Annotated in this window: 14 protein-coding genes and 1 pseudogene; 6 read left to right on the top strand and 9 right to left on the bottom strand. The window is 62.4% G+C overall.

The genetic code is table 11. The features are described 5' to 3' along the window. Window positions 1-247: 247 nt before the first annotated feature. Complete coding sequence (locus FGL91_RS15850) at window positions 248-1,063, bottom strand: restriction endonuclease (RefSeq protein ID WP_153244312.1); 816 nt, start codon at window positions 1,061-1,063, stop codon at window positions 248-250. A gap of 410 nt (window positions 1,064-1,473) precedes the next feature. Between FGL91_RS15850 and FGL91_RS15845 the strand changes: the two genes are divergently transcribed. Next, window positions 1,474-1,899 carry a hypothetical protein gene (locus FGL91_RS15845; protein ID WP_153244311.1) on the top strand — a complete coding sequence of 142 codons (426 nt, stop codon included), beginning with the start codon at window positions 1,474-1,476 and terminating at the stop codon, window positions 1,897-1,899. 329 nt (window positions 1,900-2,228) lie between these two features. Here the strand turns inward: FGL91_RS15845 and FGL91_RS15840 are convergent, their stop codons facing one another. Then, window positions 2,229-2,546 (bottom strand): hypothetical protein, encoded by a 318-nt coding sequence (locus FGL91_RS15840; protein WP_153244310.1) that lies wholly within the window; start codon window positions 2,544-2,546, stop codon window positions 2,229-2,231. Window positions 2,547-2,793: 247 nt separating this feature from the next. Between FGL91_RS15840 and FGL91_RS15835 the strand changes: the two genes are divergently transcribed. From FGL91_RS15835 to FGL91_RS15825, 3 genes are all read left to right on the top strand, one after another. Beyond that, window positions 2,794-3,066: a hypothetical protein gene (locus tag FGL91_RS15835; RefSeq protein WP_153244309.1), complete on the top strand. Its 273-nt coding sequence runs from the start codon at window positions 2,794-2,796 to the stop codon at window positions 3,064-3,066. A 519-nt stretch (window positions 3,067-3,585) separates the two neighbouring features. Further along, complete coding sequence (locus FGL91_RS15830) at window positions 3,586-4,491, top strand: hypothetical protein (RefSeq protein WP_153244308.1); 906 nt, start codon at window positions 3,586-3,588, stop codon at window positions 4,489-4,491. Between the two features lie 290 nt (window positions 4,492-4,781). Further along, on the top strand, window positions 4,782-5,036 hold the full coding sequence (locus FGL91_RS15825) for a hypothetical protein (RefSeq protein ID WP_153244307.1): 255 nt from the start codon (window positions 4,782-4,784) through the stop codon (window positions 5,034-5,036). Here FGL91_RS15825 and FGL91_RS15820 read toward each other — a convergent pair. The 3 genes from FGL91_RS15820 to FGL91_RS15810 form a co-directional block, all read right to left on the bottom strand. Next, entirely contained in the window at window positions 5,023-5,835 is an 813-nt protein-coding gene (locus FGL91_RS15820; RefSeq protein ID WP_153244306.1) for a GIY-YIG nuclease family protein, read from the bottom strand. The two genes, FGL91_RS15825 and FGL91_RS15820, sit on opposite strands and share 14 nt — an antisense overlap. 126 nt (window positions 5,836-5,961) lie before the next feature. Further along, complete coding sequence (locus FGL91_RS15815) at window positions 5,962-6,525, bottom strand: DUF5067 domain-containing protein (RefSeq protein WP_136040651.1); 564 nt, start codon at window positions 6,523-6,525, stop codon at window positions 5,962-5,964. Between the two features lie 230 nt (window positions 6,526-6,755). Further along, window positions 6,756-7,352, bottom strand: coding sequence for a hypothetical protein (locus FGL91_RS15810; protein ID WP_153244305.1), 597 nt, complete (start codon window positions 7,350-7,352; stop codon window positions 6,756-6,758). A 116-nt stretch (window positions 7,353-7,468) separates the two neighbouring features. Here FGL91_RS15810 and FGL91_RS15805 point away from each other — a divergent pair, with 116 nt between their 5' ends. Beyond that, the gene (locus tag FGL91_RS15805) at window positions 7,469-8,869 is read left to right on the top strand and encodes a hypothetical protein (RefSeq protein WP_153244304.1); all 1,401 of its coding nucleotides are present in this window, start codon (window positions 7,469-7,471) and stop codon (window positions 8,867-8,869) included. Between the two features lie 300 nt (window positions 8,870-9,169). Here the strand turns inward: FGL91_RS15805 and FGL91_RS15800 are convergent, their stop codons facing one another. Both FGL91_RS15800 and FGL91_RS19430 read right to left on the bottom strand, forming a co-directional pair. Then, entirely contained in the window at window positions 9,170-10,690 is a 1,521-nt protein-coding gene (locus FGL91_RS15800; protein WP_227992084.1) for an RCC1 domain-containing protein, read from the bottom strand. Window positions 10,691-10,858: 168 nt separating this feature from the next. Continuing rightward, window positions 10,859-10,930 (bottom strand): annotated as a pseudogene (locus tag FGL91_RS19430) (RCC1-like domain-containing protein); the annotation flags it as partial. Window positions 10,931-11,992: 1,062 nt separating this feature from the next. Between FGL91_RS19430 and FGL91_RS15795 the strand changes: the two are divergent. Further along, entirely contained in the window at window positions 11,993-12,688 is a 696-nt protein-coding gene (locus FGL91_RS15795; protein ID WP_153244302.1) for a hypothetical protein, read from the top strand. A gap of 933 nt (window positions 12,689-13,621) precedes the next feature. On the opposite strand, the gene FGL91_RS15790 is transcribed toward FGL91_RS15795, so the two are convergent. Together FGL91_RS15790 and FGL91_RS15785 are read right to left on the bottom strand one after the other, a co-directional pair. Beyond that, complete coding sequence (locus FGL91_RS15790; RefSeq protein ID WP_153244301.1) at window positions 13,622-14,152, bottom strand: transporter substrate-binding domain-containing protein; 531 nt, start codon at window positions 14,150-14,152, stop codon at window positions 13,622-13,624. A gap of 260 nt (window positions 14,153-14,412) precedes the next feature. Then, window positions 14,413-14,742: a TraR/DksA family transcriptional regulator gene (locus tag FGL91_RS15785; protein WP_219846244.1), complete on the bottom strand. Its 330-nt coding sequence runs from the start codon at window positions 14,740-14,742 to the stop codon at window positions 14,413-14,415.

Genomic DNA, 14,742 nt, shown 5'->3' with positions numbered 1-14,742 from the left:
AAGATGAAGGCTCGCAGCGTTCCACTGCTTGGCTTTGTAGGCATGCATCGGACTGGCGTACTTCACCCTCGTATAGTTGCACGACCATAGTGCCGCCAAGCCTCAACGCTCGAGATTACGGGCCAGCGCTCGTCGCGCTCGGCGGCCAGAGCTGTTTCGAGGTCGCGCCGGGCCGGCGTAAGACGCGCGAAGTTCGTATACTCACCATCGCGGCGACGGGTGCGAAATCGATTGAGCGCGTTGTCGCTCAACTCGAGCGCGACTCCGCGAAAGTGCCGAGAGTTTCACCGGCATCGCGAAGTGTTGCGTAGTCCTTCGACTCGAGCTTTCGTTGGAGGGCTGAGTTCAGCGAGGAGGCAGCTTTCGCATCGATGGTTACCAGCGAGAGCAATACTTCCGTGGCTTGCCGAAGCTTCTCTGCGCTGACTTTGATTCCGTCAACATCGGACGAAGTTATCGCCTCGAGTCTTAGGGGGTCGGTGATCGCTCGAGCGACGTCTTCCATAGCTGCCGTAACTGCGGGTGCCGTTCTGAGAAAAGCGGTCAGTCGATCGATCTCCTTCATGTGCGGAGTGATCTCTCCGCTCGTGACGCGCGTTGACTTGGCCCAGTTCTTTTGCATCGTGCGATTCACCCAGTCATGAAGGATGCCAGCGCGCGCACTCGCCCGCATCGCATCGAAGATCGCTGGGAGCAGCGAGTCACCTTCCGAACGCTGCACGAGGCCCTCGGCTAACCGGTTCTCTGGGAACACCTCGTTCGAAGTTGTATAGCGGAAGAGGCTGATACCGGCCAGGTCGGCGGCGTCCTTCGCCGCTCGCGTGTACCCCGAACTTGAGTAGAACAGCAATGCCTCAGCATGGGGTGCGGCACCACGTAGTCGCTGAACATCGGGCGACCCGATTGCGACGGCGTGGTGCTTCACCTGCGCGGCGGCACCCTCTGCCGTTACATCAATTCCACCATCGATGCCGTCGGGCAGTCGCCTGACTCGTTCGAAACCGAGGTTACGCATGTGAGCAGCTGCAAGCTCCTCAGCCATCTGCCACGAGAACACGATCACGTCCCGACCTTACCGGGGCGCTTTGACAGTTGGCGACTACGCAAGCTCCTGGCCGAACCAGACCTCGCTTCCCTCTGCGTTACTGCTGGGAAACGACGTTGCTGACGGCGCGACTGAGCACAGGAACACTCCACGACCGGAACAACCGAAGCGCTGGTAACGGGGATATTCTCATGCTGCATACAGACGACACCGTCGCGTTCTGTGAAGCAACACCTTCAGGAAGTTGAAGCCCAATACTGTGACGTGGCCGAGGCTATGGCTGCGCGGCGGCCAGAGGCGGTGGCAGCACTTCATTTCACCGACGTGTCGCAATACCACTTCTCGTAAACCCTCCACAGAGACCGTCGTGCGCAGAGGAGAGCTGCTTCGAGCGGGGGAGACGTTGGCAGGTCTCGGAGGGTGGGTACATGCATGAGCAGTCCACGAAGGCGCACACGCTCGCGAGCGGTCTGAGCGATTCTCCGATAGGCCTTGCTGCGTGGCTCATCGAGAAGTACACGAACTGGACGGACTGCGGTGGCGATGTGGAGGCGGTCTTCACTCGCGACGAGCTCCTGACCTGGGTCAGCGCGTACTGGTTCGGTAACTGCATCGGCTCATCCTTCGCGCCGTACGCCTCCGGAGGCTCCAAGCCGTGGCAGCGGGTAGTTGCGCCAACGGCGTCCACCATCTTCCCGAAGCACCTGGTCAACGCACCCCCGGAGTTCGCCGAGCGCTTCTTCAACGTGGAGCGCTGGGAGGAGATGCCTTCCGGTGGTCATTTCGCGGCGTGGGAGCAACCAGACCAATACTCGACAGGGATTCGAGCAGCGCTCATTCTTTCATCCGATTGACGTGCGACGGCGCCATGCGTTGGGCGCTCAGCCATCCTTGTTGCGGTCAAGCCCCCTGGCCTCCCCTCGTTGCCTCACCGAGATTGAGCGCCCGCTCGGCTCGGTGATAGTCCGGTATACACAGGGCGAGTAGCGGCCAGGGCGGCGATCCTCAGGAGCTCTCCGGTTAGCGGGCAGTCGCGGATGCTTCATCTACAGAAGCTGTCTCGGACGGGTTTCGCCGAATGCCTACTCATGCACACAGCCGGCTCCACGGGCGGAATCGCGCTCGTCGACGAAGTGCTCGAGGTGACAGAGATCGAGGCTTGAACGATGGGGATCGCTAACGATCAGTCGTCCTCGAGCTCTACCGCGTTACCCCACACCCAGCAACGAAAGGTGTGTGCCTGAGCGCGGAACTCGATCCCTGCGGCGAGGGGCGTTGAGCGCACGATCTTCGCCTCAACGCGGATTGATTCAGGACCGAACCTCACCCATGCCCGCACACGCCTCTGCAGGGCGTGAGGGTAGACCGTGAGGGGCTGTTCCCGTAGCGCGAGTTCGCGATCTGTAAGCGACTGCAGCGGGCCGCGCTTGGCCGCGGCGAGGATGGCTTGGTGTTGCGCCTGCATGTCGTAGTACGGGGCGAGTCGCTTGCTGGTTCCCATGCCGGCGCCCTTCCTCCGGCCTGAACCCAGACTAGCAACGTTCGAACATGCGTTCTATGTTCTGAGTTCCCTGGGGTTCGCGCCGATAGTCCGGATAAGGGGTCTTATCGTGCCCAATGGGCCAGACGTTGAAGTGAGGTGGGGCTGAGTTGCTGATCGGCGTCTGAGCAGTGCTCGAGCGGGATCGCGAGGGGTCGATCGTCTGCAAAGTAGATTCGGGCAGCAACCGGACCGATACGCTTCGACCGTGAACATGAAGTCGCTCGCCGCCGTCGCTGTCCTCGCTACCCTCCTCCTGAGTGGATGCTCAGCAACGACGAAGCCGTCGTTGCTCGACGCCCCCGAGGGGTACCAGAACATTGAGAATGAACTCGCAATTCGCGAGGCCCCGGACGGTACCGCGTGCTCTATCTCGAGCGTCGGATGCCGTGTTGTGGAGGCGTTCGCGATCCAGGACTGCCCGAATGGCGCCTACATCGAGGCGAAGGTGCTGGATGGGGGGGCGTCGTCATCGGTATGACGAACGCCACGCTCCCCGCTCTTAAGGCTGGTGACTATGGCAGGTTCGAGATGCTGATCTCGGAAGCCGGAGCTGCGAGCACGGAGCTATCGACCCTGAGGTGCAACTAAGCGAGGGCGACGGCGGGCTTCACGTGATCTCGCCAGCCTTCAGTGCGCGCTTGATCTCCTTCAGCGATCGCCAGGGGCGACTGCTCCCGTAGTGACGTTTCTGGAGTCGGAAGCCGCCTGCCCCAGCAACCGGGCGATCCAGGGCGGCGCTGTATAGCTCGGCGCGACCGGTGGCGCACCGCTCTTTGCGCTGGGCCTGATCGGGGGCAGCGTGATCGTTGCAGGAATCCTGCTCCTGCGCGCCCGCGGCCGAGCGCATACCACCTGACGCACACCAAAGAGCGGTGCCGACCGGGTGGGTGTGCCCGCTCTTCGATTAGGCGGTGAGGAACGCGCAATGTCGCCCTGTCGCTTGTAGCGCGCAGCCGCTAATCATCGTAGGACGAGTCGGGTCGATAGGATTCGGCTCATGAACGAGCAATCCGAGTCTCCGGCGGCACTGTCGGCTGGTCACCGTAAGCGGAATCTGATCATCGCGGCTGTCGCCGTCGTGGTTCTTGTTGCGGCGGGCATCACGACGGGTGTCGTTGTAGCGGATGCGAATGCTCGCGCCGAGGCCCAGGCTGCAGCCGATGCGCAAGCCGAGGCTGAGCGCGTCCAGGCGGAACAGGACCATGCAGACGCACTCGAGGAGGCGCAGACCGCGTTGGAAGCGGGCGAGTTTCGCTACGTCGAGTCAGAACCCTACGGCGACGCTGCGAAGCGGGAAGAGCTTCGGACGGAGATCGACTCCCTCACCAAATTGCTCGACTCGTCGGAGCCGACGACCGAGGAGTTGAAGGACGCGGCGACCTCTGTGGACATCGCAATCCTGCTGGTCGGTTCGAAAGAGCAACGCGATGCAGAGGTGGCAGCTGCGGCGGAGAAGGCGCTCGACAATCAGTACGAGACAATGGCGGCGTCATTCGAGGGGAACGGCATGTCCCCTCCATTCGACGGCCGCGAGTACTGCGAGTACCTGCACGAGTACTACACCCCAGACAACGTGTATCCGATGTTGTGGGGAGACCAGACCGAGTCACGTCAGATCGATATCGCCGCGGTGCGCGTGTACTGCCCGGAGTTTGCTCCGAAGATGGACATGGTGCTCGGTGGCTTTTACGACGGTGATCACATCGTCGGTCAGACGATCCAGCCGGGGACGTACCGGACGGCGACGGGAGTGAAGGACTGCTATTGGGAGCGCAACGACGGCTCCGGTGACATCCTCGACAACAACTTCGTCGGAGCCGCGCACAACGGCGTCACGGTGACGGTGAACTCTGGAGAGGGCTTCACGACGAACGGCTGCGGCCTATGGATTCCTGCGGGGTAGAAGGAGACCCCGGCGACCACTCACTTCTGCTCGATTGCTAGGAATATAAGACGAAGTGCCCCAGCAATCGAGCGCGGCAGAGCAGCGAGGATCCGCGTGCTTCTGGGGCAGTCGCGTGCGGGGTCATAAAGGGTGGCGACCCGTCGGGGCTTATGACCCCGCGCTAGATCTCGTACTAGCCTGCACGTCCTCAAGCCCAGACGAGTGGTCAGCGCGGCGTGAGATACGGTCGGGACATGGTGAAGCACTTCGATGACCTCTCTTCGGCTCTCCGAGAGTTCAGGATGCCCATGGAGAACCACGCCGCGATCTACCAGATCAAGAACGTGGTCGGGGGATTCGCGCCCGGGATCAAGGTGCGCAAAGACCTGATCATCGCTCAGCGCCTCGACGGAAAGCCTGAGATTCAGATCGGGCTGGGATCCGTTAGCGGTTTCGTCTCCGAGGAAGAAGCCGCGGTAGCTGCGGGCGGGCGTTCGAAGCGCCCGAGCGACCGCGGTAACGGCCTGTGGCGTGTGGACCTGCCTGTGCTCAGCCGCGGTTGAGCCCGTGGGTAATGCTGTCCAACGCTCGCTTGAAGTGACTCTCAGCGGCGTTAATATCCCGGAGTGGCGTCGAGGGGTCGAAGACCCGAAGTAGTGAGTATCGGAAGGTCGACGGATTTCGCTCCTTCAGCGCGACGTTGCCGCCGTGCCCATTGGTGGCGTAGGTGCGCCATCGCTGCAGGATGTTCTCGGCGCCGTCTGCCTTACCCACGTAGTGGCGACCGTCGCGGGTGTCGGTGATCAGATAGATCCCGACGACCGACGAGAGCGCTGTCTGCCAGGCGGCGTACCGACGCTCCTTCACGACGGCCCTCAGCATGTCGTACGAGACGACCAGTTGGTCGAATCCTGGGAAGCGCGGAGGCTGAGCATCGGCGACCTCGAGCACGGGATAGGTCGCGGCTGTCGGGCCGTAGACGCGCCACACCCGCCCCGCCTTCCATCCGATCACGAGTCGGCCACGCAGGTCTTGGAGGTGATCAGTCTCGACGAGGTCGAACTCCCGGAGCTCACCGTCGTTCGAGAGCTCTCCTCGGTTCTCGACGACGCGCCAAAGGCGCCCACGATCGCCGCCTTCCGGCATGAGCACGATCCAGAATCGCGGCGGGGCGACAGGGAAGATCTGCGACTTCGCCGACTGGCGGCGTGTGTACGCGAGGATCTCGTCGTCCATCGAGCCTGCGTGGACGCCAGCAAGGCGGCTCGACGCCGGCTCGGCGTTATAGGCATGCCTGATCACCAGTACGTCCTGGATGAACAGCGACTCCGAGTCGAGGATCGTTCCGAGCGTCAACGGCATGGGACTGAGACTATCGACCAGGAGGCCGAGAGACGTCGGTGACGGTGATCCGCTCGAGAACCCGAGGCTCCGGCAGAAACGGCCCCCGGCGGTGCGCCAGGGGCCGTTCGAGTAGTGCTCAGCAGATCACTGCAGGGTGAACGTCGCGCGCCCGATCTCGGTCATGCCGAGGTCGTTGGAGGCGACCAGCTCGACGGGGGTGGTCTCGTCGTCCAGCTCGTAGGCGACGGCATTGGCGACGGTCCCGCCGTTCTTAATGTCCTGAAGCTGCGAGTCGAGGAACTGAGCGTCCGGGAGGGAGGCGACGTTGAGCTCGTTCACAGCGTTCGGGTCGTTGTCCTGAATCGCAGTGAAGGTGCCGATCCAGGCGGTCGTCGGATCAATCGCGTCGTCGGAGGTGTTGGTGACCTCGTACCAGAACGCGATAACGGGCTTCTCGCCGTACTCGTTCCCGGGCTGGCCGACCGCGATCTTCTTCGAGTCCGTGATGGTGACCGTGTACTCGGGCAGGGTCAGCACGTTGTCGACGAACGATGCATCGCTGCTCGCCTCCTCGACGGTGGCCGTGTCCTCGGAGACAGCAGTGGTCGTCTCCGGCTTCGGCTCGGCGGCCGGAGCCGAGCATCCGCTGAGCAGCAAGGCGACGACCCCAAGAGCGAGCACGGCAGAGTTCTTCTTCGATAGGCGCATGAGCGCATCCCCCAACAAGTGTGTGTGTGAATGCCGACGACACGTCAGCGAATCTCAAGCTAGCGGCACACAGGCGCCGCACAGTGCGTGGATAGATTCGAGGAGGCGATCGTTATCAGCCCGTCATCGGACGGCACACGAGCATGCGGGGCATTCCTCGGCACTGCGTTGGGCGCTCGACGGGCTAGTGCTTTTTGAACCGCGCGACTGCCAATCCTGGAACTCGAAGCTCAAAGCGTGACCCAGCCGACCAGCCAGCTGAGGATGAACCAGGCGCTCGCGATGAGTCCGATCGTGCCCATGACGATCGCCGCGCCCCGACGCGGTGTGCCGCCGGCGGCAGTCAATCCCTGGTGGATCGACTTGATCCCGAAGACGACTCCGAGGATACCCAGAATGATCGCGAAGAAGTATCCCGCGCCGGTCCAGTAGGTGGCCGCCTGCATGCCAAGGTTCGGGTCGTCGCTGCGCGCGAGGGCGATGACCAGGACGAGAGTCAGGCCGATCATCAGGACGCTCGCGGCGGGCCAGATGAGGGCGTGGACACCCCGTCGGAGATCGAGCGGTACCGCGACAGGTGCGTGATCGGCGGTCGCAACGCGTGCGTCTGCGACTGCCGACGATGAGGCAGACGACGCTTGCACCGGGGTGACCTCGGCGTGCTGCGCCGCCCACCGCTCGTAGAAGTGCGCGGATAAGCCTGGTGAAGCGGCGACGGTCTCGGCTGTCGAGTCGGAGATCTCGAGACCCAGCAGCGGGCGCAGTTCCGGGTCTGTGAGCATGCGGGCGAAAACATCGGGGCTGACGTTCTCGGGTGTGAGCGGCATGTCGATCATTCTGGCAGGAGGGTGGGGAGATGGCGCGATGGGGTCCCCTGCCATGGTCCTATACCGGATCCCGCGCGATCCGCAGTCTCGCGGTACTCTCGCTGAAGAGTTGGACGATGGGGGAGCTGGTGGAGTTCAAAGGGTACGGCTCGAAGGTGCGCCTCGACGACGGGGTCCTTAGTGTAGAGGCATCTAACGGCGCGACGAAGATCGCACTGGGCGCGACAACTAGAGACATACCCGTTGCGGAGATCACGGCGCTACAACTGAAAAAGCCGACGCTTCTTGCCAACGGCCTGATCTCGATCCAAAGTGGTGTCGGTGTCACTCTGATCCACTTCCTGAAGAAATCGAGCGCTGACGCTGAGGCCCTTTTTCAGAAGCTGCAGGACGCCGCGAAAGCACCAACTGATGCGGTCCCGACCGGCAAGCTAGCGAACGAGAAGCTCGACGCCTGGGCCGCGAGACTTGCAGCCGATAACGCTCGAACTCGCGAGCGCATGGACGAGGTGAGGCGGAAGAGGCAGCGAGAATTTGAGCAGTGGAAGTCGGCCAATCAGGTGATCGCGGATGAATGGCGCGAACGCGCCGCGAACGCTAAAGCGTCACGTGCGGGCCTTGGCTCTTCAGCCGGCGAAGAGTCGGCATCGGAGATCGCGGCGGTGGCAACGATTCTTGATCTGGCTGAAGGAGAGGTGACTGCGCTTCCCAGCTCGAGCGAACTCGTCGACGTTGCCGGCGATCGCACCGTTTCGGAGGTCATTGACGAACTCCTGAATCTGGCAGGCAGCGCGGGCGGCGCTGGGGATGTGCTTCTCGAAGAGAAGTACATCCTCGATGCGACCAACTATGCGCGTGTTCACGGCGATCGCAAAGAACGCAAGCGCACCACCAGAGAGATCGAGCGCCGTGACGTCCAGGGTGAAGTGCGCGTTGGATCGCGGCGGATCGGCATCGTCGATTCGGAGGGCCTCCTCGCTCAATGGTCCCGGAAGGGAGCGCTAGTAGGTCCAGGGGGAAGCGACGCGAAGTCAATCGAGGTGAGGTCAGACCGAATCATCGCTGGGGATACTGCCCGGCTTGTCGACGAATATACGTCCGCGCAGGTGTACCTCGATGGACAGACTCAGGTGGTGCAGCGCCCTACACTCACTCGCATGGCATTGCTGTCGCCGCTTCCCGGTTCGGCGATCATCGCGGGAATGGCTCTTCAAAAGAAGACGACCATCGATACTCGTGAGGCGGAGTTTCAGATCGGCTCGGTGGGATGGCAGTTGAGGATCCGGATCGCACCAGGTGCAGTGAATAGTGCCCGGGCGATCGCGGAGCAGGTGAATCGAGTCGCGTCATCGCTCGAGAAGCCGCCGCTCGCCGAGTCGCCGACGGCTGTCGGAAGCTCTGAGAGTGCGAGCGGGGCGATCGAACAGCTCGAGCGGATCGAGTATCTCGTTGATCGCGGAGCTATCGACTCGGATGAGGCTGGGCGTTTGCGTGCCCTCATCTTGGATGCTCTGTGATCACCCCGAAAGCCCGCCAGCTGTGCGCAGAGCTCCTTCGAGGTTCTGCTCATTCGGTCATCGCAACGCCGTCAGAGGTGATGAGTTCGCACTGGCTCGTTTCGTCGTCCCGCTCTTCTGCAACGGCATTGGTCGCGGCGCGGCCCGTCATGGTCGCCTGGAGCAGGTAGCTAAGGTGACTACTCGATCTGTGCACGACGCGTGGAGACTGTCTCGGTGAGTGCATCGGTGCCCGCAAAGTGCGTGCTTGTCATCTCCTGTTCGGCTCCGCGGGAGAGCAACGAGCCTCCGCTCTCGAGCTCACAAGGAAGGTCGAGTTCGCCGCTTGTGTTCCTGAACGGGATAACGGGCCTGTAGTCGTCGTACGATCCGATCGAGTACCCGCTTCGCGATTCTGTTGACTGAGGGTCTGTCTCGGAACGCTCCTGCGACGCGAGGGCTGAGCGCATAGTAGATGCGGACAAGTGTTCTGCCGGGAGCGGTCGTGTTCAGACATTCATCCCTGAACTGGCGAAGGACGAGCACTTCCGCCGCATCGTACGAACCGTAGACGGCGGTTGCGATGTAGCAACCCCCGGACGACTTCGTGTCGGTCGAAGATTCCGGCTGCGGCCTTCGTGAGGCAACCGCGGACGTTGCTGCCATCGTCTGCGCTTCAACCTGCCGCAAGATGGAAAGCACCATCTGGACGCGTTTGGCGTGCTCCGAGTCCGAACCTCGAGAGGCCAGTGGGTCCGCCTCGGCTTGGGTAATGAGTCGCCTAGCTTCGCGCAGTAGAGGTTCGCCGCGGGCTACATCACCCGAGCGGTGTAAGGCCAGTGCGAGGTTGATTCTGAGAACGGCGCGCGCAACGGGGATGATCAAGCGCGTCTCGAAGTCCCGGGGGATCCCGTCCGCACCATAGGGGATTGCGTCGAGAGTTTCGTCTGCTCGAAAAAGCGCCCCTATCGCGGCCTGGACATCCTCGTTGTCACCGATAGCGATCTGGCGAGCGGCGAAATTGTTGTAGGAGCATGCGACGCTTCGGCGTGCCTCATACTGAAATCCCTGCGCATCCACCAAGCGAGACATCTGCTCGATGGTCCCGATAAGCGAAGCATCATCGGGAAGGCGCGACAGCGAGGTCTCCTGATCTTCGTCCGGTGACCCCTTGAGGATCAGTGCCTTTGGCAGCGCTTCCTTGTTGAGCGTGATGGGTCCTAGCGGGCGCTTGGTCGCGGCCATCGCGAGGCTGTCAGCGATGACAGACGGAACCGATGTCTGCCCGACCTGCTTGCGACCCCATGCGGCCACCTTCCCGGCTGTTGTAAGGGCAACAGCGAAATGTGTTCCAGCTGCGATGGCGGCCACGTCCCCGAGCCCGTCTGGGATGTCTGTTTGTCCGAACTCGTTTTGTCCCCAGCCGACCACCTGACCGTCTGCCCGTAGCGCGAGGCTGAAGGCACCGCCTCCCGCCACAGCCACGACGTCTTTGAGATTCGTCGGGGGCGTCAGGTTGGCGTCGCGAAGCTGGTCCTGTTCGGCCCAAGTCAGAACCGATCGGTCCTCCAGCACAGCCAGACCGTGAGCGAAACCGGCGCCGACGGATGCAACGCTCCGCGATGCCCCAGGCGGCGGATCCGGCACAGCGCCCATCATGAAGTCGCCTAACTTCTGCCGCGACACGGCGCCATTGGCATCGATCGACAGAGCAAAACCTCCGCTCTTCGAGACGACGGACGGCGGCGATGAGGCTTGCCACTCTATAGCGGCCATGGCGTCGTGCACGAAGTGCTTTCCCCAGCCGACAACTGTTCCATCGGTCTGCGTCGCGAAGCACATCCCACCTCCGGCCGCGATTGCTGTGACATCCCTCAGGCCATCCGGAACCTCGGTCGCGCCCCACCCGACGACTGAGCCGTCAGAGAGGAGGGCGAGACTCACAAATGTGCCGGCGGCGATTGCCGTGACGTCACGGAGGTTCTCCGGCGGAGGTTCAGCGTTCCCCCACGACAACACACGGCCGTCGGTGGTGAGTGCGAGGCAGTGCTCTGACCCTGCAGCAATTGCGCGGACCCTCATGCTCGGCAAACTCCATCCGATGTGATGCAGAACGTTGGGCTTGCGTGCCGGGAGCAGGTCATGAGGGGACTCTAGCGCTCGCCTGCACCTCGGGAAGACTGGGGTCGGCTTGCGGTGCATGCCGGCGCTGGCAACAGCGCGTTGAATGACCGCCAGCCACTTCCTCTAGTTCAGCTATCGCTATTTCGCGTAGCCGTCAGGTAGCGCAAGAGTATCCAGCGCACCGGTAGTTGAATGTCCACCTGAACAGGAAAATTCCAGTTGCGTAGCGAGGTAGCCCAGCGTCGAAGGTTCGCGGCGGGGGTGAGGTGTCTAGCCGTTCCATAGTCAAGATCGGCGGTTTCCTTGATTTACTCGCTACAAAGCTACAGTTCATTGAACTCCCAGGTCATGCTGCATTTTTTGTGTAGCGACTGGGTAGCGCCACTCAAGTACCGAGCTACAGCCTGGCTACTCGGGCGTTCGTCGCTCTATCTCCGTGCATATCCGGAAAGATATTGACCTGGTGGTGGCAACTGCCAGTGGTGCACGAGCAGACGGAGCTAGCCGTTGATGAGGGAAGGATCTTCATTCCATTAGCGTCGCTGCTTGCGCTACCCTCCAACCATGGCTATCGCGGCGACGAGCTGCTGCGAAAAGCCGTGCCCAGGTTGAGCTCGCGTGACACCGAGGCCCGCTTGTTCGCCCACCCACCAGAGGCATAGCTCTTCGAGCAGCGGATAGGGAACGTACGACGCGGTGAACCTTGGCATGAACAGTTGCGCAAAAACAGAGGATGTCCCCGTGAGCACCTGTTGAGTGAAACGGATGCGGCCGAGCGGTCCGAAGCGTGGACGTGCCTCGAATCGGTGGCCGGCCTACGTGGATCGCTGGCTCGGTACGACGATCGCGAACGGTCAACCGCTTCGTAAACGCTTCGAGACGGATCTCAGATCGACGAGAGCGCGCCCGCGGCGACTCTGACGGGCGGCGTGGAGGCCCAGTTGTGAGCTGAAGACAGGAGGCGCATCGAGCAGGCCGGATGCGTCTCCTGTTGTCGCACGTCTAACCTACGCTGTGCCTATGGACTCTCGAAAGCCCGCCCCGCCCGACCGCTCCCGCATGAAAGCGAGACCGTCTGAAGACGTCGTCCAGGCGCTCGCTGATGCGATCACGAGGCTCAACGGGGATGGCGACTTCATTGCTCGCGCGCTGACTGAGTCGCTCTTGTCGGAACGACCGATCGAAGCCGAGGAGGCGCTGTCGCCCCAGGAGATCGACTTCCTGATCAGCTCCGGAACGTTTACTGCCGAGGAGTTCGAGGAACTCTCTCTCAGCGTAGCCCGCGGGTATCTCCCCGCCCGGGCGGCATCGTCGCTCCTCGCGAGCTTGAACCAGAGCATGTCTGCGGACGATGCTGCGGCATTCCTAGATCTGACCCCGACAGAACTCCGAGACTCCGTCAGCGAAGGTCGACTTTACGCAGTCAACTTCGCGAGCCACCAGCGATTTCCGTCCTGGCAGTTCAGTCTCTCGTCGCCGGGCAAAGTGCTCCCGCACCTGAAGGAGATAGTCGCGCTTCTTGAGGGCCAGGACTGGATCTCGGTCTCGGGGCTGATGTCCACTCCGCAGTCGACCATGGTCGCTCATGGAGAGCAGACGCCCGTCGAGTGGTTCCGAAACGGGGGCGACATGGACGCCCTCGAGCAGATCTTGGAGCCCAAGAATGGGGGTAGGTCGCCGCATGACGCGCAAGAACCCGCGATGGATCTGGGGTGAGGTGAGAAGTGGGCTTTGATTGGCGAAGCGAGTGGTCGGCATTTCAGGTCGCCCTAGTTCATGAGACTGCGAAGCGCTACGTGGAGTGGCACAGACGGGCGTCGGAAGACTGGGACGCTTGGGACGAGTATGGCCCCCAAGGCCAGAGGGCTCTTGAGGATGAGTTTGCGGCGATGTTTCTCGCGCAAGATGAGGCGCGAATCGAGTTACTACGAACTGGCCTGACACCTCACTTGCCGAAGGGCGGGGAGTCAGCTTCGAAGCCAGCCAGCGCGTCTGTCTCAGGCTGAGGGATCCGCAAAGTCGCGGAACGTCCATAAGCGCCGCTGGCGAGTCGGCCTCGGCCAGGCGAGGTCCGCTGCTCGTGCGTTGCACACGTTGTACACGTTGTACACGTTGTACACGGTGCGCACGGTGCAAAGTCTGCATACGTCGTGCACGTCGCACACCTACATCGCAGTCAGGAATTCGTCGCGGCTTGCCGCGCAGGTGACGACGCGATGGACAGCAGCACGAGTGACTCGGATAGCTGCGATAACTGGTCTTATCGTCGGTAAAGGGCCAGATAGGGAAGTGAGATGGGCTGAGCAGGTGAGAGCGCGTTCCGCATGATTTCAGGCGACGCGCCGCCGCGTGATGACTTGATGCCCGGAGCGGCCAGGAGCCTCAGTCGCGGCCGTCCGCGACGATGAATGCGATGCCGTCCTCGTGCTGCCAGTGAGATGCGATGCCGAGGGAGCGCTTCTTCAGCTCATCCCGGAACGCCTGGATATCGTCGTCCGTGAAGGTCCACGCATGCCGCAGAAGACTCGCACCCAGATACCGGCTGCCAGCATCGTCGAATCCTGGAGACGCCCGCCGAAAACGATCGTTTGTGGCGGGACCGGAACCGTCGGCGCTTTAGAGGCGCCACAAACGATCACCGAAAACCCCTTACGGCAGGGATTTTCGGCGCATCGCTGCGAGGGGCGCGGTGTTGAATCCGACGCCGGCCCGCGAGACCTGTTCGGTGTCACGAGCCTTCGCGTGCAGGTCAGCCGCGGTCGCGTGCCATTCCTGCTTCGGTGTTACGGGTGCCGACCGTGATGCCGTGCGGGGATGCGGCGTCGATGCGTTGTCGGTCCGTGGTGTGTCATCGGTGAACCCGCCGATGACAGGATCAAGGGAACCGGTGTGGAGCTGGTCGGTGAGGATAGCTTCACTTCCCACTGTCCACACAACGGTTGCGTCGATCGACTCGGCGAATTTCTCGACGAGTCGCACGTCCTCCCCGGAGAGTTTGTCTGGGTCTGTGGTGTCTGTCCACGGTGGGTTGTGGGTGATTCCTACGCGTAGGTCGCCGCCCTGGGCAGCGCGGAGAGTGCCATCGACGTCGGCGGGTATCCCCGCGCACCCAACGAGCATCATTGCGGCTGCGACAATCCCGCCGATCGCGGACGCACTCGACCGGCGTTTGATTGACATCTGATTTCCCATCTGGTTGCTGTGGACAAGTGCGCGGTGTGATCGGCACCCACCTGCAGGCGACAATTCAGGCAGCGATTGCCCGGCTGAGGTCGTCATCCCACCCCGGGGATTGCGCCACGCCAGGGGGCTTCTGGGTATGGAACCGGGCATCACCCTGTTCCGACGGCGGGCCTGAGAGCCGGGATCCTCGACGAACGATGATCACCCGGATTCCTCTCGGGTCAGGCGGACACGACGGGATCTCGATCGGTTTACAGCTACGCGGCTTCGGCATGGTTCTGACACTCAATGCAGGCGGATGCATGGGGGACCACTTCGAGGCGCGCCGGCGCGATCTGCCGCCCGCATCGCACGCACTGACCGTACGTGCCCGCATCCAACCGCTCCAGAGCCGCGCTGATCTGTTGGATCGTGACACGGTGCGCCGCTGCTGTCTGGTACGCGACAGGGTCGATGGTCGGAATCGCGCGAGGCTCCAGCTCGGCCAGAAGACTCTGACGCTCCTGGAGACGTTGCTCGAGCTGTGTCCTCATGTCGAGGGTGTGGGGGGTCTCGACCGTTACGTCAGAGAGGGGGAAATTTGCCAT

Source organism: Microbacterium sp. CBA3102, assembly GCF_007954505.1.
Taxonomy (GTDB): domain Bacteria; phylum Actinomycetota; class Actinomycetes; order Actinomycetales; family Microbacteriaceae; genus Microbacterium; species Microbacterium aurugineum.
This window is presented reverse-complemented; position numbering and strand designations above follow the sequence as displayed.

Excerpts from the sequence above, each read along its gene's own strand:
- FGL91_RS15845 (WP_153244311.1), top strand. The coding sequence starts at position 1,474 with ATGCATGAGCAGTCCACGAAGGCGCACACGCTCGCGAGCGGTCTGAGC.
- FGL91_RS15840 (WP_153244310.1), bottom strand. The coding sequence starts at position 2,546 with ATGGGAACCAGCAAGCGACTCGCCCCGTACTACGACATGCAGGCGCAA.
- FGL91_RS15830 (WP_153244308.1), top strand. The coding sequence starts at position 3,586 with ATGAACGAGCAATCCGAGTCTCCGGCGGCACTGTCGGCTGGTCACCGT.
- FGL91_RS15825 (WP_153244307.1), top strand. The coding sequence starts at position 4,782 with ATGGAGAACCACGCCGCGATCTACCAGATCAAGAACGTGGTCGGGGGA.
- FGL91_RS15820 (WP_153244306.1), bottom strand. The coding sequence starts at position 5,835 with ATGCCGTTGACGCTCGGAACGATCCTCGACTCGGAGTCGCTGTTCATC.
- FGL91_RS15815 (WP_136040651.1), bottom strand. The coding sequence starts at position 6,525 with ATGCGCCTATCGAAGAAGAACTCTGCCGTGCTCGCTCTTGGGGTCGTC.
- FGL91_RS15810 (WP_153244305.1), bottom strand. The coding sequence starts at position 7,352 with ATGCCGCTCACACCCGAGAACGTCAGCCCCGATGTTTTCGCCCGCATG.
- FGL91_RS15805 (WP_153244304.1), top strand. The coding sequence starts at position 7,469 with ATGGGGGAGCTGGTGGAGTTCAAAGGGTACGGCTCGAAGGTGCGCCTC.
- FGL91_RS15800 (WP_227992084.1), bottom strand. The coding sequence starts at position 10,690 with ATGTGCTTCGCGACGCAGACCGATGGAACAGTTGTCGGCTGGGGAAAG.
- FGL91_RS15795 (WP_153244302.1), top strand. The coding sequence starts at position 11,993 with ATGGACTCTCGAAAGCCCGCCCCGCCCGACCGCTCCCGCATGAAAGCG.
- FGL91_RS15790 (WP_153244301.1), bottom strand. The coding sequence starts at position 14,152 with ATGTCAATCAAACGCCGGTCGAGTGCGTCCGCGATCGGCGGGATTGTC.
- FGL91_RS15785 (WP_219846244.1), bottom strand. The coding sequence starts at position 14,742 with ATGGCAAATTTCCCCCTCTCTGACGTAACGGTCGAGACCCCCCACACC.